Source organism: Flavisphingomonas formosensis, from assembly GCF_009755815.1.
In the GTDB taxonomy this organism is placed as follows: Bacteria; Pseudomonadota; Alphaproteobacteria; order Sphingomonadales; family Sphingomonadaceae; genus Flavisphingomonas; species Flavisphingomonas formosensis.
Map to the genome: position 1 here is coordinate 362,205 of NZ_WRPK01000002.1, position 15,447 is coordinate 377,651.

The window sequence follows — 15,447 nt, forward strand, 5'->3', positions numbered from 1 at the left end:
ACAGCTCCGAATTTCCGCATCAGAAGCGGTTGTCGCGCGGGAACCCGATGGGCGGCATACGGCCGCCCGCGCCGCGCGCAGTGCGCCAGGGCGTAAGATCTGTCTCCGTGCGGGTCCGTCCGGTCTCTCCGCCCATCGCCCAGGACAATCCATCGGTGAAGCGGAAGGCGATCGCATCCGAGAGGCCGCCATCGCGATAGCGCTGCAACTGGACGCCCGAACCGCGTGCCATTTCAGGCAGTTCGCCGAGCGGGAAGACCACCAGCTTGCGGTTTTCGCCGATCACCGCTGCATAATCGGCCCCCTCGGGCACAGGCCGAACGACCTTGAGCCGAGCGCCGGTGCGCAGATTCACCACCTGCTTGCCCTTGCGGGTCTCGGCGATGATCTCCTCCATTTTGGCGATGAAACCGCGTCCGTCCGAGGCGGCCAGCAACAGCCGGCCGCCGGTGCGCGTCGGCAGCAGGGCGCTGAAGCCCGCCTCCCCCTCGATATCCACCATCAGCCGCACCGGTTCGCCGAAACCGCGCCCGCCGGGCAGCTTGTCGGCCGCCAGCGTGTAGAAGCGACCATTGTCCGCGGCGAGCAACAGCTTGTCGGTAGTCTGCGCGTGGAAGGCGAAGAGCGGGCCGTCCCCTTCCTTGAACTTCAGCGTGTCGGCAGAGGCGAGATCGCCATGGCCCTTCATCGCCCGGATCCAGCCGCGCTGGGAGAGGATCACGGTGATCGGCTCCCGCTCGATCATCGCTTCCAGCGGTATTTCGCGCGCGGGGCCAGCCTCCTCGATCAGCGTGCGGCGGCGGCCGATCTCCGTTTCCGGCGAATAGCGCTCGCGCAGCTTGGCAAGATCCTTCTTGAGCCGGGTGCGCTGGCGTGCCGGGCTCTCGATCAGCGCGGCGAGGCCCTTGCCTTCCTCATCCAGCTTGTCGCGCTCCTTGCGGATCTCCATTTCCTCGAGCCGGCGCAGAGAGCGTAGGCGCATGTTGAGGATAGCCTCCGCCTGCCGATCGGTGAGGCCGAATTCGGCCATCATCACCGGCTTCGGCTCATCCTCGGTCCGGATGATCTCGATGACGCGATCGAGGTTGAGATAGACGATCAGATAGCCGTCGAGCAGCTCGATCCGATCCTCGATCTTGGCCAGCCGGTGCTTCGAACGCCGCACCAGCACCTCGAACTGGTGCGCGAGCCATGCTGACAGCGCCTCGTCGAGGCTCATCACACGCGGCGTGCGATTGGCGTCGAGCACGTTGAGGTTGAGTGGGACGCGTACTTCCAGATCGGAGAGGCGGAACAGGCTGTCCATCAGCATCTGCGCGTCGACGGTGCGCGCACGCGGCTCCAGCACAATGCGGATCTCGGCGTCGCTCTCGTCGCGGACATCGTCGAGGATGGGCAGTTTCTTCTCGCCGATCAGCGCGGCAATCTGCTCGATCAGCTTGGATTTCTGCACGCCATAGGGGATCTCGGTGACAACCGCAGCCCAGGTGCCGCGGCCGAGATCCTCGACAGTCCAGCGCGCCCGCACGCGGAAGCCACCGCGCCCGGTGGCATAGGCTTCCGCGATCGCCGCGGGCGAATCGACGATCTGGCCGCCGGTCGGGAAATCGGGGGCCTTCACATGCTGCAGCACCCCCGCCAGACCGGCCTGCGGCTCGTCGATCAGCAGTGTCGCCGCATCGATCAGCTCGGCCACATTGTGCGGCGGGATCGACGTCGCCATGCCGACCGCGATGCCGCTGGCACCGTTGGCGAGCAGATTCGGGAAAAGGCCGGGAAAGACCTCGGGCTCCTCTTCCTCGCCATTATAGGTGGGCCGATAGTCGACCGTCCCTTCGTCGAGCCCCTCCATGAGCTCGATCGCGGCCTGGGTCAGCCGCGCCTCGGTGTAGCGATAGGCTGCGGCGTTATCCCCATCGATATTGCCGAAATTGCCCTGCCCGTCGACCAGCGGATAGCGCAGCGCAAAAGTCTGCGCGAGGCGCACCATCGCATCGTAGACCGACGTGTCGCCGTGGGGATGATATTTGCCGATCGTGTCGCCGACGACGCGCGCGCTCTTCTTATACGCGGCGGCCGGCTCCAGCCGGAGCAACCGCATCGCCCACAAGAGGCGGCGATGCACCGGCTTCAGCCCATCTCGCACGTCCGGCAGGGACCGCGCGGTGATCGTGGAGAGCGCATAGACGAGATAGCGTTCGGAAAGCGCGCTATCGAAGGGGGCGTCGACGATCTGGTCGAAAGGATCGGAGGAGGGAGAAGCCATGATCCCGGCTGGTAGCAGGCGCGAATCCGCTTTGGAACCGGGCGCGCGTCACTTCCGTCCTCGCAATCCCTTTCATTCGCCGCGGGTCGGGATCAAAGGCGCCCGGCTTCTCCACCCCTCGGTCAGTGCGAGGAGGCCTGCGCTGCGCCGATGCCGGTCTCGGACCGGATCCGTTGCTCGCGAAAGCCTGCCCTGTCCACCGCTGCGCGGGGAGACCGGTCGAGCGTCGAGATCAGCCAGATCGCAAGGAAGGCGATCGGTACGGAGAAGATCGCCGGCGACGTGTAGGGAAAGGGCGCATGCTCGAGCAACAGGATCTTTTCCCAGATGGCCGGCGAAAGGACGGTGAGCACGAAAGCGGTCAGCAGCCCGATCAGCCCCCCGATCGCCGCGCCCCGGCTCGTGCAGTCCTTCCACATCAGCGACAGGACGAGCACCGGAAAGTTGCCGGAGGCCGCCAGCGCGAAGGCGAGACTGACCATGAAGGCAACGTTCTGCTTCTCGAACGCGAGGCCCAGCAGGACCGCCATTACCCCGAGCAGCACGGTGGTGATCCGCGAGACGCGCAGTTCCTCGGCCGAGGTAGCGCTGCCCCTGCGGAAGACGGTCGCATAAAGATCGTGGCTCACCGCCGAGGCGCCGGACAAGGTGAGCCCCGCCACGACGGCGAGGATCGTCGCGAACGCCACCGCCGAGATGAAACCGAGAAAGGCGTCGCCGCCGATCGCCTGGGCGAGATGGATCGCGGCCATGTTGCCGCCGCCGCGTAGCGCGCCGTCTGCATCCAGATAGATCGGATCGGTCGCGACCAGCACGATCGCGCCGAAGCCGATGACGAAGGTGAGCAGATAGAAATAGCCGATCCAGGTGGTCGCCCACAGCACCGAGGTGCGCGCCTCGCGGGCATTGGGCACGGTGAAGAAGCGCATCAATATATGCGGCAGGCCCGCCGTGCCGAGCATCAGCGCCAGGCCGAAGGAGATGGCAGACACCGGATCCTTGATGAACTTGCCAGGCGCCATGATCGAGCGCCCCTGCGCCGCCGCCTCGTCCGGCGTCGCGCCGCCCGCCAGGGCGAGATTTGTCTTCACCTGCACGGCCCGCGCGAACAGCGCCTCGGGCGAGAAGCCGAAGCGCGCGAGCACCATCACCGCGATGAAGGTTGCGCCCGCCAGCAGCATCACCGCCTTGATGATTTGCACCCATGTCGTCGCGCGCATGCCGCCGAACAGCACATAGGCCATCATCAGCACGCCGACGATCACCACCGCATAGCCATAGGGCAAGCCGAACAGCAGCTTGATGAGCTGTCCCGCGCCGACCATCTGCGCGATCAGATAGAAAGCGACGACGAGCAGCGTGCTGACCGCGGCGAAGCTTCGCACCGGCGGCTGCGCGAAACGGTAGGAGGCGACGTCGGCGAAGGTATAGCGGCCGAGATTGCGCAGCTTCTCCGCCATCAGGAACAGGATGATCGGCCAGCCGACCAGGAAGCCGGTGGAATAGATCAGCCCGTCATAGCCATCGGTGAAGATTTGCGCGGAGATGCCGAGGAAGGAGGCGGCGGACATATAGTCGCCCGCCATGGCCAACCCATTCTGAAAACCGCTGATGCCGCCGCCGGCCGTATAGAAATCAGAGGCGGTACGAGTGCGCTGCGCCGCGCGCCGAGTGATCCAAAGGGTGAGCGCCACGAACAGCGCGAACAGGGCGATCGCGGTCCAGTTGATCGGCTGCCGCTCGGCCTGCCCCTCGACGGCAGCGGCCAACGCAGGCGGCGCCGATCCGGCGATCAGCAGCAGCACGCCGCCCTCGCACAGGTAACGCGGTCCGCGGCTCATGCCTCCACCTCGGCGAGGATCGCCGCCGTCAGCCGGTCGAACGCGCCGTTGGCGCGCCGCACATAGATGGCGGTGAGCAGGATCGCGAACAGGATCAGCCCGAAACCCACCGGGATGCCCAGCGAGGTGACGCCACCGCCGATCGGCATGCCGAGCAGCGCTTTATCGAAGGCGATGAGCAGGACATAGCCGAGAAAGGCCGTGACCATCAGCGCGGTCAGCAGCCATGCCAGCCGCGTCCGCTCGCGCACCAGCGCGACATAGCGTGGATCCGCCTCGATCCTGGCAAGTGCCTCTTCGGTCATGCTCCCCCTCCCTTTTTGGGAAATGGTAGCGCGGCCCTGATCGTGAAGGAAATGTAATATTCCGTGCCGTTCGTGCGAAAATCGGGCTTTGGATCAGCGGCCGATGCCCATGCGCTGGAACTCCGGCTCCTTGTCCAGAAACTGGTGCTTCAGCGCCCCGGCGACGTGCAGGAAGAACAGCAGGTAGAGCAGATAGGCGACCAGCTCGTGCATCTCGCCGAAAATGTCGTGCACCTTCAGCTTGGTCTCGGGCGGCAGGTTCATGATGAAGCCGATGCGCGGCCATTCGAACATATGCCAGAAATACATCGGATGGGTCGCCGCATCCTTCCACGCCGAATCCATGATCCAGCCGGAGAGCGGCATCATGAACATCACCAGATAGAGGCCCCAATGGACGGCATGGGCGCTCCATTTCTCCCATCCGGCATAACCGGCGGGAAAAGCCGGCGGGCGATGCCCGAATCGCCACAACAACCTCAGGAGGGCGAGGCCGAGCACGGTGATGCCGATCGACTTGTGATTGTCGATGAGCGGCCGGACGCTTTCGTCCGCGACATAAGGCCAGGCAAGCGCAAGGCCGACATTGACGATGATGAGCAACGCAATGAGCCAATGCAGGACGATCGCAGTGCGGCTGTATTTCTCGGTCGCAGCCATGGGGGCTCCTCGCTGGGGTCGCGCCCGGAATGTTACGGGCACGGCGCGGCGGGCGAAAGCGGAAATCGGGCCACCTGCGACCAAGGTACCAAACGGGGCTGGTGATGCCGCAGCGCAGCACCTACATCGGCGCGCGCGTGACTTAGGTTAAGGTTGCGCGGAGTAAGTGCTGCTCATGTCCTCTCTCGATACGGCTTTCGCGGCCTACTCGCCGCGACTCAACCCCCGTCCGGTCCCGCTGATCAGCCGGCTGATATCCGCCTCGGTCGTGATCTTCCTGTTGCTGCTGTTCGCGCAGGCCTTCATTCGCCAGGGGCTCGGCGCCTGGGCGACCGGCGTCGTCTACGTGCTCTACGATACGGCGCTGCTGATCTTCACCTTCTGGCAGGTGCGGATCCTCGCGCGGCCGTTGCCTGAGCCTTCGGCAACGAGCCGCCCGTCGTTGGGCGTGATCGTGGCCGCGCACAACGAAGCCCAGGTGCTGGCCGTCACGATCGACACGCTGCTCGCCTCGAACGATCCGCCCGACGCCATCCTGCTCGCCGACGACGGATCGACCGACGACAGCCGCCGCGTGATGATGCAGCGCTACGGGCTGCTGCCGCCCGAGATCGGCATGCTGAGCCCGCCGAGCCCGGACGTGCCGATCCTGCGCTGGCTGCGCCTGCCGCATGGCGGCAAGGCACGCGCGCTGAACGCCGCGCTGACTCAGATCGACACGGACATCGTGCTGACCGTCGATGCCGACACGCTGCTCGAGCCGCAATCGCTGGGCGCGATGCGCCGTGCCTTCGCCGCCGAACCCGCGCTGGTCGCAGCGACCGGGGTCCTCAATCCGATCTGCGACCACAGCCGCTCGGGCCGCTTCTTCCAATGGTTCCAGGCCTATGAATATGTGCGCAACTTCCTGTCGCGCTTCGCCTGGGAGAGGCTGAACGGTTTGCTGCTGATCTCTGGCGCCTGCGCCGGCTTCCGGCGCCAGGCGGTGCTCGACGTCGGCGGTTTCGATCCCGAATGCCTCGTCGAGGATTATGAGCTGATCCATCGGCTCCATCGCTATTCGGCGGATCGCAGCCTGGGCTGGCATGTCCGGGTGATCGGCGAGGTGCGCGCGAGCACGGACGCGCCCGGCACGCTCGGCGCCTTCCTGCGCCAGCGGCGGCGCTGGTTCGGCGGCTTCCTGCAGACCCAGCACTGGAATCGCGACATGGTGGGCAATGGCCGCTTCGGCCTGCTCGGCACGGCGATGCTGCCGGTCAAGGCGCTGGACACGCTGCAGCCAATCTACGGCCTCACCGCCTTCGCGCTGCTGCTCTTCTTTCTCGCGACAGGCCGGACGCATATCGCCGGGCCGATCCTGATGGTGATCTTCGCTAAGATCCTGATCGATCTGAGCTTCCACCTCTGGTCGCTTCGCATCTACCGGCGCTGGACGGGCGCGCGCGAAAAAGCGAGCACACCGCTCGCCGTCCTCGCATCGCTGATCGAGCCGTTCAGCTTCCAGCTCATCCGCCACAGCGCCGCGGCCTGGGGCTGGTGGACCTTTCTTACCGGCCGATCGAGCTGGGGACGCCAGACCCGCGGCGGCATCCACGCCCGACAACAGGTGCCGGCGGAGTGATGTTCAAGCCTCTCCCCGGAAAAGGAGGAGGGGCTTCAGGCCTCCTCAGCGCACCGCGCCCTTGCGCCACAGCCGCGGCAACAGGCTGATCGCGCCGAGGATCGGGAAGCGCCGCTGCCAGGGGCGGATGGCGATCGCGGTGCCGGCGTGGCGATTGATCTTCCAGGCGAGATAATCGATGCCGCCGGCGAAGGTGGTGCTTGCCTTGGCGAGGCGGGCGAGCGTCAGCGCCTTGCCTTCGCGACGCCGCCGTGCCCAGGCCCGCGCGCCCGCCGCACGCTGCTCGGGGGTCAGCGCGTGGATGAAATGCACCTCGCCTCCGGCGGTGATGCGCACCGCCTCGTCCGCGGCCATGAGCGCGGCGGGGGTAAAGCGCCGGTAGCGATCCGGATCGCTATCCACCACCGAGACGGCACGACCGCCCCGTTCGGCACGCAGCTCAGCCGCGTAGGTGAGATCGAAAGCGCCCGCCCACATCGCCACCGCATCGATCCGATCGGGCAGCATCGGCCGCGCGGCGGAGAGCAAAGCGGGCGCGGCCTCCGCCACGGCTGCAACGGCGCGCCGGCGCGCCGGCTCATGCGCCGCCCAGACGAGGCGGGACGGCTGGGCGAAACGCGCCCAGACCGACACGTTGCGCGTGCCGCGCGACGCGAGCCGTGCGAAATCCGCCTCGCTCAGCACGGCATATTTGGCGGCCAGACCGTCATGCTCCATCGGGAAGACGTTGGGCGGCAGCAGCCGATTGGCAAAGGCGCGCCAGCCGCGCCCATAGGCGTCACGATAATCCGAGACGATCAGGTAAAAATCGAGCATCAGTCCGTCGAGCTGCTGCGCGCGCAGACAGGACCCATAGAAGAGCACCGCGCGAGCGGCGGTGCCGTGTCGCGCGGCAAGCGCGACCGCCATCGCCGAAACCCGCGGATCCACCGGCTCGGCAAGCTCCGCAGCCACCAGATCGTTCAGGGAATCCATGAATGACCGCTCAGGCGGCGAGGCGCAGGAACGGGACCGGCGCCGTCTGGGTCAGCACGATCGGGCGGCCGCGTCCGGCCTCGAACAGCTCGCCGTCGAGGATCACGCTGCTATTTTCGCCCTCGATACGGATCTCGTCGCCACGGCCGAGATGGACGCCCGAGAAATGCGCCCGGCCGAGCCGGCCGAAAATGCCCGCAACGATCGCTCGGATAAGTGCAAGCGGCCGCTGATCGACCGCGACGAGCTGCAGCGCGCCGCCCTTCTCGGAATGGACGCGCGTGTCGCCAGCCAACAGCAGCCGCTCCAGCGTGGTCACGATGAGCAGCGCGAACCGCCCCGAAAGCACGCCCTGCCGGGTGACGGAAACCTGGACAGGTCGAGCCTGCGGCGGCAGGAACTTGGAGCGCAGGCCGAAGAACAGCGACAGCAGCACCGCAAACAGCGTCAGCACATGGCTGAGCCCGTTGGGCAGGCCGAGCGGATAGATTTTATGCCGGCAGAACAGCATCGAGTCGGCAAGACCCGCACCGCCGAGGAACATGCCGAGCACCGGGCGGCTGTTCGCCTCGCCATCGGAGAGAGCGATCAACTCGCGCGCGACGATATGATCCGACACATCTTCGCGTGCCAGCTCCATCACGCGCGCCAGCGCCTCCAGCGGATCGCCGACCGCGCCCAGATCGAGCGCGATCAGATTGGTCTTGCCATTGGGCAGCACCGCGACCGGAGGCGGATTGTCGCCGAAATGGCCGCCATGATAGAGTTCGGTCAGCGTGGCCTGGACGGTGCCGTCGCCGCCATTGATGACGAGCACCTTGGGCTCGACCCTCGCGATCGTCTTAAGCGCCTCGCCGATCTGCTCGACGCTTTCGACCTCATAATGAAATATGTCGCTGTGCTGGGCGCAAAAGCTGCGCACGCGCGGCAGCATCGCGCGATTTCCCGTCGAGCGGGGATTGGAGAGAAGCGCGACGCGAGCCATTCCTACCGTTCAGCCGTGTTGACCGGGCCCAGCCTCAGGCCCTGCTTGTAATTCAGGATCACGGGAACCGGAGTCACGCCGTTGCCGATCGAGATCGCGACGTCCTTCACGTCTGGCCGCTGCTTCATCATCGCTTGCCACAGGGTCATCTTCGGATTTCCCGAGAAACCCCCGCCGTCGGATGCGTCCGTATCGCCATTGTCATTGGCGTCGTGCCGCACGTCGAAGGCATATTGGCCCGGACGCGGCAGCGGCACGCAGACCGCCACCTTGCCGGAAGCCGGAGTCGGCACGACGACTCGATCGATCATGCCTTCCTTGCGGAACAGGTCGGGCGAGTTGGCGGGAAAGGCGCGCACGCGTACCGTGCCGATCCGATTTTTGAATCCCTGCACCACGACAAGCGCCGCCGCCTGCTTCGCATCGGCCTGGCAGGCGGCCACGTTCGGCCCGAGAATCGCCGCCTGCCCACTCGCAATCGGAGCCGCAAAAACGGCGATCGCCAGAGCAGCAGCGGACTTCAGTTTCAACATGACCTCTCACCTTACGGAAGCTATAGGCATGCACAAACGCATGGCCTGGAACGCCCAGCCCCCATGTGCTCCGCTAGATCGGCTGCGTTTGCGGCCAAAACATGGTGATGAGGCGTCTGAAATTTGAGATTCTTCACCCTCGTCGATCGCTACCTCGCCCGACTGATCGTGGTGCCCCTGCTCAGCACGCTGGTGATTGCCGCCATGCTGCTCGTGCTGGACAAGATGTTGCGCCTGTTCGATTTCGTCGCGGCACAGGGCGGCCCGGTGAGCGTGGTGTGGCGCATGCTCGCCAACCTCATCCCCGAATATCTGTCGCTGGGCATCCCGATCGGCCTGATGCTCGGCATATTGCTCGCCTTCCGGCGGCTCGCCACCTCGTCCGAGCTCGACGTGCTGCGCGCGGTGGGCAACGGCTATGGGCGGCTGCTGCGCGTGCCTTATCTCTATGCGATCGGCCTCGCCGTCCTCAATCTGCTGATCGTCGGCTTCGTCCAGCCCTATTCGCGCTATGCCTATGAGGGGCTGCGGTTCGAGCTCCGCACGGGTGCGCTCGGCGCAACCATCAAGGTCGGAGAATTCACGCGGCTAGGCCGCCATATGACGATCCGCATCGAGCACAGCCAAAATGGTGGACGCGATCTCTCCGGCATCTTCGTGATGACGGATTCGCCGGGCGGAAAGTCTCTGGCGGTCACCGCGGACAAGGGCACCTTCCTCGCCACCGACGATCCGGACACGATCATCTTCCGCCTGCGCGACGGCGTGCTCGTTCACGATGCCCCGGGCTTCAAGACGCCGCGCGTGCTGAGCTTCGTCGGCCATGACCTGCCGATCGACCTTCCCAAGATAGAGGCGTTCCGCAAGCGCGGCAGCGCGGACGAGGAGCTGACCCTGCCCGAGCTGGTCAAGGTCGGCAAGGATGCCGGCACCGATCCCAAGCTGCGCGCCGCGACGCGCTCCGCCTTCCACTTCCGCATGGTAGAGGTAGCGACAATGCTGTTGCTGCCACTGCTCGCCGTCGCGCTGGCCGTGCCGCCCAAACGATCCTCGTCGGCGCTCGGCGTGTTCCTGTCGATCGTGATGATCGTCACCTATCACAAGGTGAACGAATATGCGCAGGCAATCGCGACCCTCGGCAAGATCGATCCGATCATCGCGCTGTGGACGCCCTTCCTGCTGTTCGCCGCGCTGATCTGGTGGATGTATTATACGCTGGCCCACAAGCCGGGAGGACAGCCGATCGGGGCGCTCGAGCGTGCGGCGGCCAAGGCCTGGATCTTCGTGCGCCGTCTCCTCCCCTTCGCCGGTTTCCGCGTAGCCCACTGACATGCTCCCCAGCTTCTTTCCCTCGCGCACGCTGAGCCTGTACCTCGCGCGCACCTTCCTGCTTCGCAGCCTGGCCGTGCTGGCCGCGCTCGTGCTAGTGCTGCAGGCGCTCGACCTGCTCGGCGAATCTGGAGACATTCTGGCCTATAAGGGCAATGGCGACGCGCAGCTCTGGTATTATGTTTCGTTGCGCGTGCCGCAGATCATCGCACGCTTCCTGCCCTTCTCCGTCCTGCTCGGCACGCTGATCACCTTCGTCACGCTCAACCAGAACAGCGAGATCATCGCGATGAAGGCGGCGGGCGTCTCCGCGCATCAGGTGCTGGCGCCGCTGATCATCGCCAGTATAGGAATCGCTGGCATATCCTTCGCGTTCAACGACCGCATCGTCAGCCACGCGACCGCGACCCTTACAGCTTGGCAGAATGTCGACTACGGGCCGGTGCCGAAGGCGACCGGCATCGTGAGCAACGTCTGGGTGCGCGACGGGGACGATCTGATCCACGTCGATTCGGTCAGCGGCCGGCTGGGCAGCACCACGCTACACGGCATCACCGTCTATGATCGTACCGGCGGCAACCTGCAGAACATCGTCCGCGCGACGCGTGCGATCCAGGCCGAAGGCGGCTGGCGCATGAGCGGCATCAGCCGCTTCAACGTGGCACGCGGCGTGGCGACGCCGCTGGCGCCGCTGATCTTCGCCAAGGGCGTCACGCCGGACCGCTTCACCCTCGCCGACGTCGATGCGGACAGCCGCGGTTTCCTGTCGCTGAGTCAGGCGGTCGGCGATCTGAAGGCCGCGGGCCGGCCGACGGGCGCCCTCGAATCCGCACTCTGGCACAAGCTCTCCGGCCCGCTCTCCTCCGTGCTGATGCCCCTGCTCGCCGCGGTCGCGGCCTTCGGCCTTGCCCGGTCCGGCCAGCTTTTCGTGCGCGCCGTGATCGGCATGGGACTTGGCTTCACTTATTTCGTCGCCGACAATTTCGCTCTGGCGATGGGCAATATCGGCGCCTATCCGCCCTTCCTCGCCGCCTGGGCGCCTTTCCTGCTGTTCCTGCTGATCGGCGAAGCCGTTCTGATCCGTTCGGAAGAATAGCCCGCTCTCGACTTCGCACCCGTATCCGGTGCATGCTGCATCGCAACATAACGGAGGCCAGCCCCCATGCCCCTGCTGCTGACCGTCATCATCCTCGGTATCGTCGAGGGTCTGACGGAGTTCCTGCCCGTCTCCTCGACCGGCCATCTCATCCTCGCCAGCGCGCTGCTCGGCTACAATGACGATCAGTGGAAGGTGTTCAACGTCGTCATCCAGCTCGGCGCCATCATGGCCGTGGTCGTGCTATACTGGCGGACCTTCTGGGCCGTGCTGCAGGGCCTCCTCCGCCGCGATCCGGTCTCGATCCGCTTCGTCCGCAACATACTCTGCGCTTTCCTGCCGGCTGCGATCATCGGCCTCGCGCTGCACAAGCAGATCGAAGCACTGCTCGGTCTACCGGTCGTCGTCGCGATCGCGCTGATCGTCGGCGGCATTGCGATCATCATCATCGAACGCGTCGTCAAGCCGGGCGAGACGGTGGGCGTTGCGGAGCTGCCGCTCAAGACGGCGATCGGCATCGGGCTGGTACAGTGTCTGGCGATGATTCCGGGGGTCAGCCGGTCGGGTGCTACGATCATGGGCGCGCTGACCCTCGGCGTCGAGCGGCGCACCGCCGCCGAATTCAGCTTCTTCCTCGCCATTCCGACGATGCTGGGCGCAAGCGTCCTGGAACTCGGCAAGAATCGGCACGAGGTGCTGAGCGGGGCCGGCGTGGGCCTCCCCATGATCGCGCTCGGCATGCTGGTCTCATTCGTGGTGGCTGTGGTGGTAATCCGCAGCTTCGTGGCGATCGTGTCGCGCCACGGTTTCGTGCCTTTCGCCTGGTACCGGATCATTGCTGGAACGGCGGCACTCATCTGGCTCGTCGCCAAATAAGACCGGATCGGACCAATTTATCTCGGCGGTGGTCTTGGATTTCTTTCGCATCGTTCATCCGTACAGAATAATAGGTCATTGATACTGACCTTTATTGCGTTTATCGCGTGACTTCTGTGGAAAAGTCTGCCAATGGCGGGGCGAGGAGACCTGCGCCATGGCCGACACCCCGATGCTGAAGTTCGTCTCGCTGGAGCAGGCCTATCCGGCCAAGCGCCCAGCGAGTGAACGCACCGACGATTTCGGCGAGATCAGCCCCAGCTATGCAGTAACGGGCGCGGAGGAGCAGGCATCGCGCTGCTCGCAATGCGGCGTGCCCTATTGCTCGACCCATTGCCCGCTGCACAATCACATCCCGGACTGGCTGCGCCTGACCGCCGAAGGGCGCCTGCGCGAGGCCTATGAACTGTCCAACGCCACCTCGACCATGCCCGAGATCTGCGGCCGCATCTGCCCGCAGGACCGGCTCTGCGAAGGCAATTGCGTCATCGAGTTCGCCGGCCACGGCGCCGTGACGATCGGCTCCGTCGAGAAGTTCATCACCGATACCGCCTGGAAGGAAGGTTGGGTCGAGCCCCTGCGCCCCGTGCGGGATCGCAGCGCCCAGTCGGTAGGCGTGATCGGCGCAGGTCCCGCCGGGCTGACCGCAGCCGAGCTGATGCGTCGCCAAGGCTATGAGGTGCATGTCTACGATCGGCACGACCGCGCCGGCGGCCTGCTGACCTACGGCATTCCGGGCTTCAAGCTGGAGAAGCATGTGGTGATGCGCCGGGTCGACCGGCTGAAGGAAGGCGGCGTCGTCTTCCACGAAAGCTTCGAGGTCGGCAAGGACGCGACGCTCGCCGAACTGCGCCAGCGGCACGACGCGCTGGTGATCGCCACCGGCGTGTACAAGCCGCGCGCGATCAAGGCGCCGGGGGTCGGCGCGCCTGGCGTGGTCGAGGCGCTCGACTATCTTACCGCCTCCAACCGCAAGGGCTTCGGCGATGCTGTCGCCGCCTTCGACGACGGCACGCTCGATGCGGCCGGCAAGAATGTCGTGGTGATCGGTGGCGGCGATACGGCGATGGATTGCGTGCGCACGGCCATTCGCCAGGGTGCGAGCTCGGTGAAGTGCCTTTATCGCCGCGATCGGGCGAACATGCCCGGCTCGCAGCGTGAGGTGAACAATGCCGAGGAGGAAGGCGTCGAGTTCGTCTGGCTGTCGGCGCCCGAGGCTTTCGACGGCACCGAGACGGTAGCGGGCGTGCGCGTGGCCAAGATGCGGCTCGGTGCGCCGGACGCCAGCGGCCGCCGCGCGCCGGAGGCCGATCCGGGCAGCGAGTTCCGGCTGGAGGCAGATCTGGTGATCAAGGCGCTCGGCTTCGATGCGGAGGATCTGCCGCACCTGTTCGGCTCGCCCGACCTGTCGGTGACCCGCTGGGGCACGCTGCGTGTCGATCACAAAACGATGCAGACCAGCGTCGACGGTGTGTTCGCGGCGGGCGACATCGTCCGCGGCGCCAGCCTGGTGGTATGGGCGGTGCGCGACGGGCGGGATGTCGCCGAGCGGATGCATGCCTATCTCAAGGCGAAGGCGGTGCCGACCCAGGCGGCCGCAGCCTGATATTTTCGGCGCGCCGGCGCGGGGCCGGCGCATGTGTAGAGAGTGCCGCGTATTTTTGCGGCCCTAGCGGGGGAACGGAGCATGTTCGCCGTCATGATTGCTGCTGCCATCTCGATCAGCCATGCCGACGTGCCGGATCTCGGCACGCCCAGGGCGGCGGCGCAGCCGGCCGATACGGCGGCGCAGATCGCGCACGCCCTGGCGCCGCGCGAAAATTTCCGGTCGATGATCCTGCTGCACCTCAACCGGTCCGAAGAGGGCGCGCACCTCGCTGCCATCTATGGCGAGCAGCGCGCGGCCTCGATGCTGTCGGTGGCGGCCGACACCGTTGCCAATCGCCACGCCGCGGAGTGGGAAGCGAACATGGCCGCCGCCTATCGGCTGGCGCTGAACGGCACTGAGCAGGCGAACGTGCTCGCCGCGCTGCGCAGCGCGACGCCGGACGTTCCCGACGCACTCGCGGGCCGCGTCGCCCTCGCCCTCTATCGTGAGGCCAACCCCCTGCTCGAACGCGCCAGCGCCGAAACGCTGTCCGCGGTCGAGGCGAAGACCACGCATTGATGGTGCACGCATGAGGCCCCTCAGCTTTTCTACGGCGGCAATCGCTGGTTGCATGCTGATATTCACCGCCGAAGACGCGCGTAGTGCGACACCTGCAGCGCCACCGCCCGCAGCGCTGCCAATCGTCGCGCCGTCGTTGCGCGTTAGCGACTCCGATCCCCTGGTGACGGTCGCTGTCGACTGCCTCCTTCCGAAAGACCGGCTCGAAGGTCAGCTGATCAGCAATTTCGACAAGGGTTTTTACGATTCTTTCGACAAGGATCCGCAAGCCGTCGAGCTGGAACGCCAATATCCCGGCACGCGCGCTGCCGCACTGGAAGCCGGGCGAGCGGCTGCCAAGACGGTGCTTCTGCAGGCTTTCGCCGATCTCCGAACGATCTATGTCAGAATGCTGACCGATACCTTTCTCCGCCAGGAATTCGTCCAGCTGGATGCGTTTTTGCAATCACCGGTGGGACGCAAGATGGTAAACCTCGGTGAAAAGGCGGTGGACCCCAACAAACTGATCGATGAAGCGCGCTCGTCCCCCAACGGGCTATCAGTGACCCAACAATCGATCTCGCGGGCTATGAACCCGTTGTTCCTCGACAATATGACGGACGACGAGATCAAAGCGCTCGGCCGCTTTGCGCTTACACCGCCAGGCCGGAAATTCTACGCGCTGACGCCGCGGGTCAAACGCGAGCTCGCTGACTGGATGAGCGGCCTGCTCAACGGCAGTATGGGCGACATCCAGGTCGCAGTCGCGCGGGCCGTTGCCGATCATATTCGAAATCTGAAAGCCGCCAATTAG

14 protein-coding genes are annotated in these 15,447 nt (G+C 65.7%); 7 read left to right on the forward strand and 7 right to left on the reverse strand.

Going from position 1 to position 15,447, the window contains the following annotated elements; all coding sequences use genetic code 11:
- Positions 1–19 precede the first annotated feature (19 nt).
- The 4 genes from parC to GQY20_RS07790 all read right to left on the reverse strand — a co-directional run bounded on the left by parC (position 20) and on the right by GQY20_RS07790 (position 5,072).
- Positions 20–2,266 (reverse strand): DNA topoisomerase IV subunit A, encoded by a 2,247-nt coding sequence (parC, locus tag GQY20_RS07775; RefSeq protein WP_157216492.1) that lies wholly within the window; start codon positions 2,264–2,266, stop codon positions 20–22.
- Positions 2,267–2,388: 122 nt separating this feature from the next.
- On the reverse strand, positions 2,389–4,107 hold the full coding sequence (locus GQY20_RS07780; protein WP_157216493.1) for a cation acetate symporter: 1,719 nt from the start codon (positions 4,105–4,107) through the stop codon (positions 2,389–2,391).
- Positions 4,104–4,412, reverse strand: a complete 309-nt coding sequence (locus GQY20_RS07785) for a DUF485 domain-containing protein (protein ID WP_157216494.1) — start codon at positions 4,410–4,412, stop codon at positions 4,104–4,106. Before GQY20_RS07785 ends, GQY20_RS07780 begins: the two co-directional genes overlap by 4 nt.
- 93 nt (positions 4,413–4,505) lie before the next feature.
- The gene (locus GQY20_RS07790; RefSeq protein ID WP_157216495.1) at positions 4,506–5,072 is read right to left on the reverse strand and encodes a cytochrome b; all 567 of its coding nucleotides are present in this window, start codon (positions 5,070–5,072) and stop codon (positions 4,506–4,508) included.
- A gap of 175 nt (positions 5,073–5,247) precedes the next feature.
- Here GQY20_RS07790 and GQY20_RS07795 point away from each other — a divergent pair, with 175 nt between their 5' ends.
- Positions 5,248–6,693: a glycosyltransferase family 2 protein gene (locus GQY20_RS07795; protein WP_157216496.1), complete on the forward strand. Its 1,446-nt coding sequence runs from the start codon at positions 5,248–5,250 to the stop codon at positions 6,691–6,693.
- 45 nt (positions 6,694–6,738) lie between these two features.
- Here GQY20_RS07795 and GQY20_RS07800 read toward each other — a convergent pair whose 3' ends face one another.
- The 3 genes from GQY20_RS07800 to GQY20_RS07810 are packed head-to-tail and all read right to left on the reverse strand — an operon-like array spanning position 6,739 to position 9,186.
- Entirely contained in the window at positions 6,739–7,668 is a 930-nt protein-coding gene (locus GQY20_RS07800; RefSeq protein WP_157216497.1) for a hypothetical protein, read from the reverse strand.
- 10 nt (positions 7,669–7,678) lie between these two features.
- Positions 7,679–8,653, reverse strand: a complete 975-nt coding sequence (locus GQY20_RS07805) for a diacylglycerol/lipid kinase family protein (RefSeq protein ID WP_157216498.1) — start codon at positions 8,651–8,653, stop codon at positions 7,679–7,681.
- Between the two features lie 2 nt (positions 8,654–8,655).
- Positions 8,656–9,186 carry a DUF2141 domain-containing protein gene (locus tag GQY20_RS07810; RefSeq protein ID WP_157216499.1) on the reverse strand — a complete coding sequence of 177 codons (531 nt, stop codon included), beginning with the start codon at positions 9,184–9,186 and terminating at the stop codon, positions 8,656–8,658.
- Positions 9,187–9,309: 123 nt separating this feature from the next.
- On the opposite strand from GQY20_RS07810, the gene lptF reads away from it, so the two are divergent.
- The 6 genes from lptF (at position 9,310) to GQY20_RS07840 (ending at position 15,447) form a co-directional block, all read left to right on the forward strand.
- Positions 9,310–10,515, forward strand: coding sequence for an LPS export ABC transporter permease LptF (lptF, locus tag GQY20_RS07815; protein WP_157216500.1), 1,206 nt, complete (start codon positions 9,310–9,312; stop codon positions 10,513–10,515).
- A 1-nt stretch (position 10,516) separates the two neighbouring features.
- Complete coding sequence (lptG, locus tag GQY20_RS07820; RefSeq protein ID WP_157216501.1) at positions 10,517–11,611, forward strand: LPS export ABC transporter permease LptG; 1,095 nt, start codon at positions 10,517–10,519, stop codon at positions 11,609–11,611.
- 66 nt (positions 11,612–11,677) lie between these two features.
- Complete coding sequence (locus tag GQY20_RS07825; protein ID WP_157216502.1) at positions 11,678–12,487, forward strand: undecaprenyl-diphosphate phosphatase; 810 nt, start codon at positions 11,678–11,680, stop codon at positions 12,485–12,487.
- Between the two features lie 157 nt (positions 12,488–12,644).
- On the forward strand, positions 12,645–14,093 hold the full coding sequence (locus tag GQY20_RS07830; RefSeq protein ID WP_157216503.1) for an NAD(P)-dependent oxidoreductase: 1,449 nt from the start codon (positions 12,645–12,647) through the stop codon (positions 14,091–14,093).
- A gap of 81 nt (positions 14,094–14,174) precedes the next feature.
- Complete coding sequence (locus GQY20_RS07835; RefSeq protein ID WP_157216504.1) at positions 14,175–14,654, forward strand: hypothetical protein; 480 nt, start codon at positions 14,175–14,177, stop codon at positions 14,652–14,654.
- Between the two features lie 52 nt (positions 14,655–14,706).
- Positions 14,707–15,447: a DUF2059 domain-containing protein gene (locus GQY20_RS07840; protein ID WP_157216505.1), complete on the forward strand. Its 741-nt coding sequence runs from the start codon at positions 14,707–14,709 to the stop codon at positions 15,445–15,447.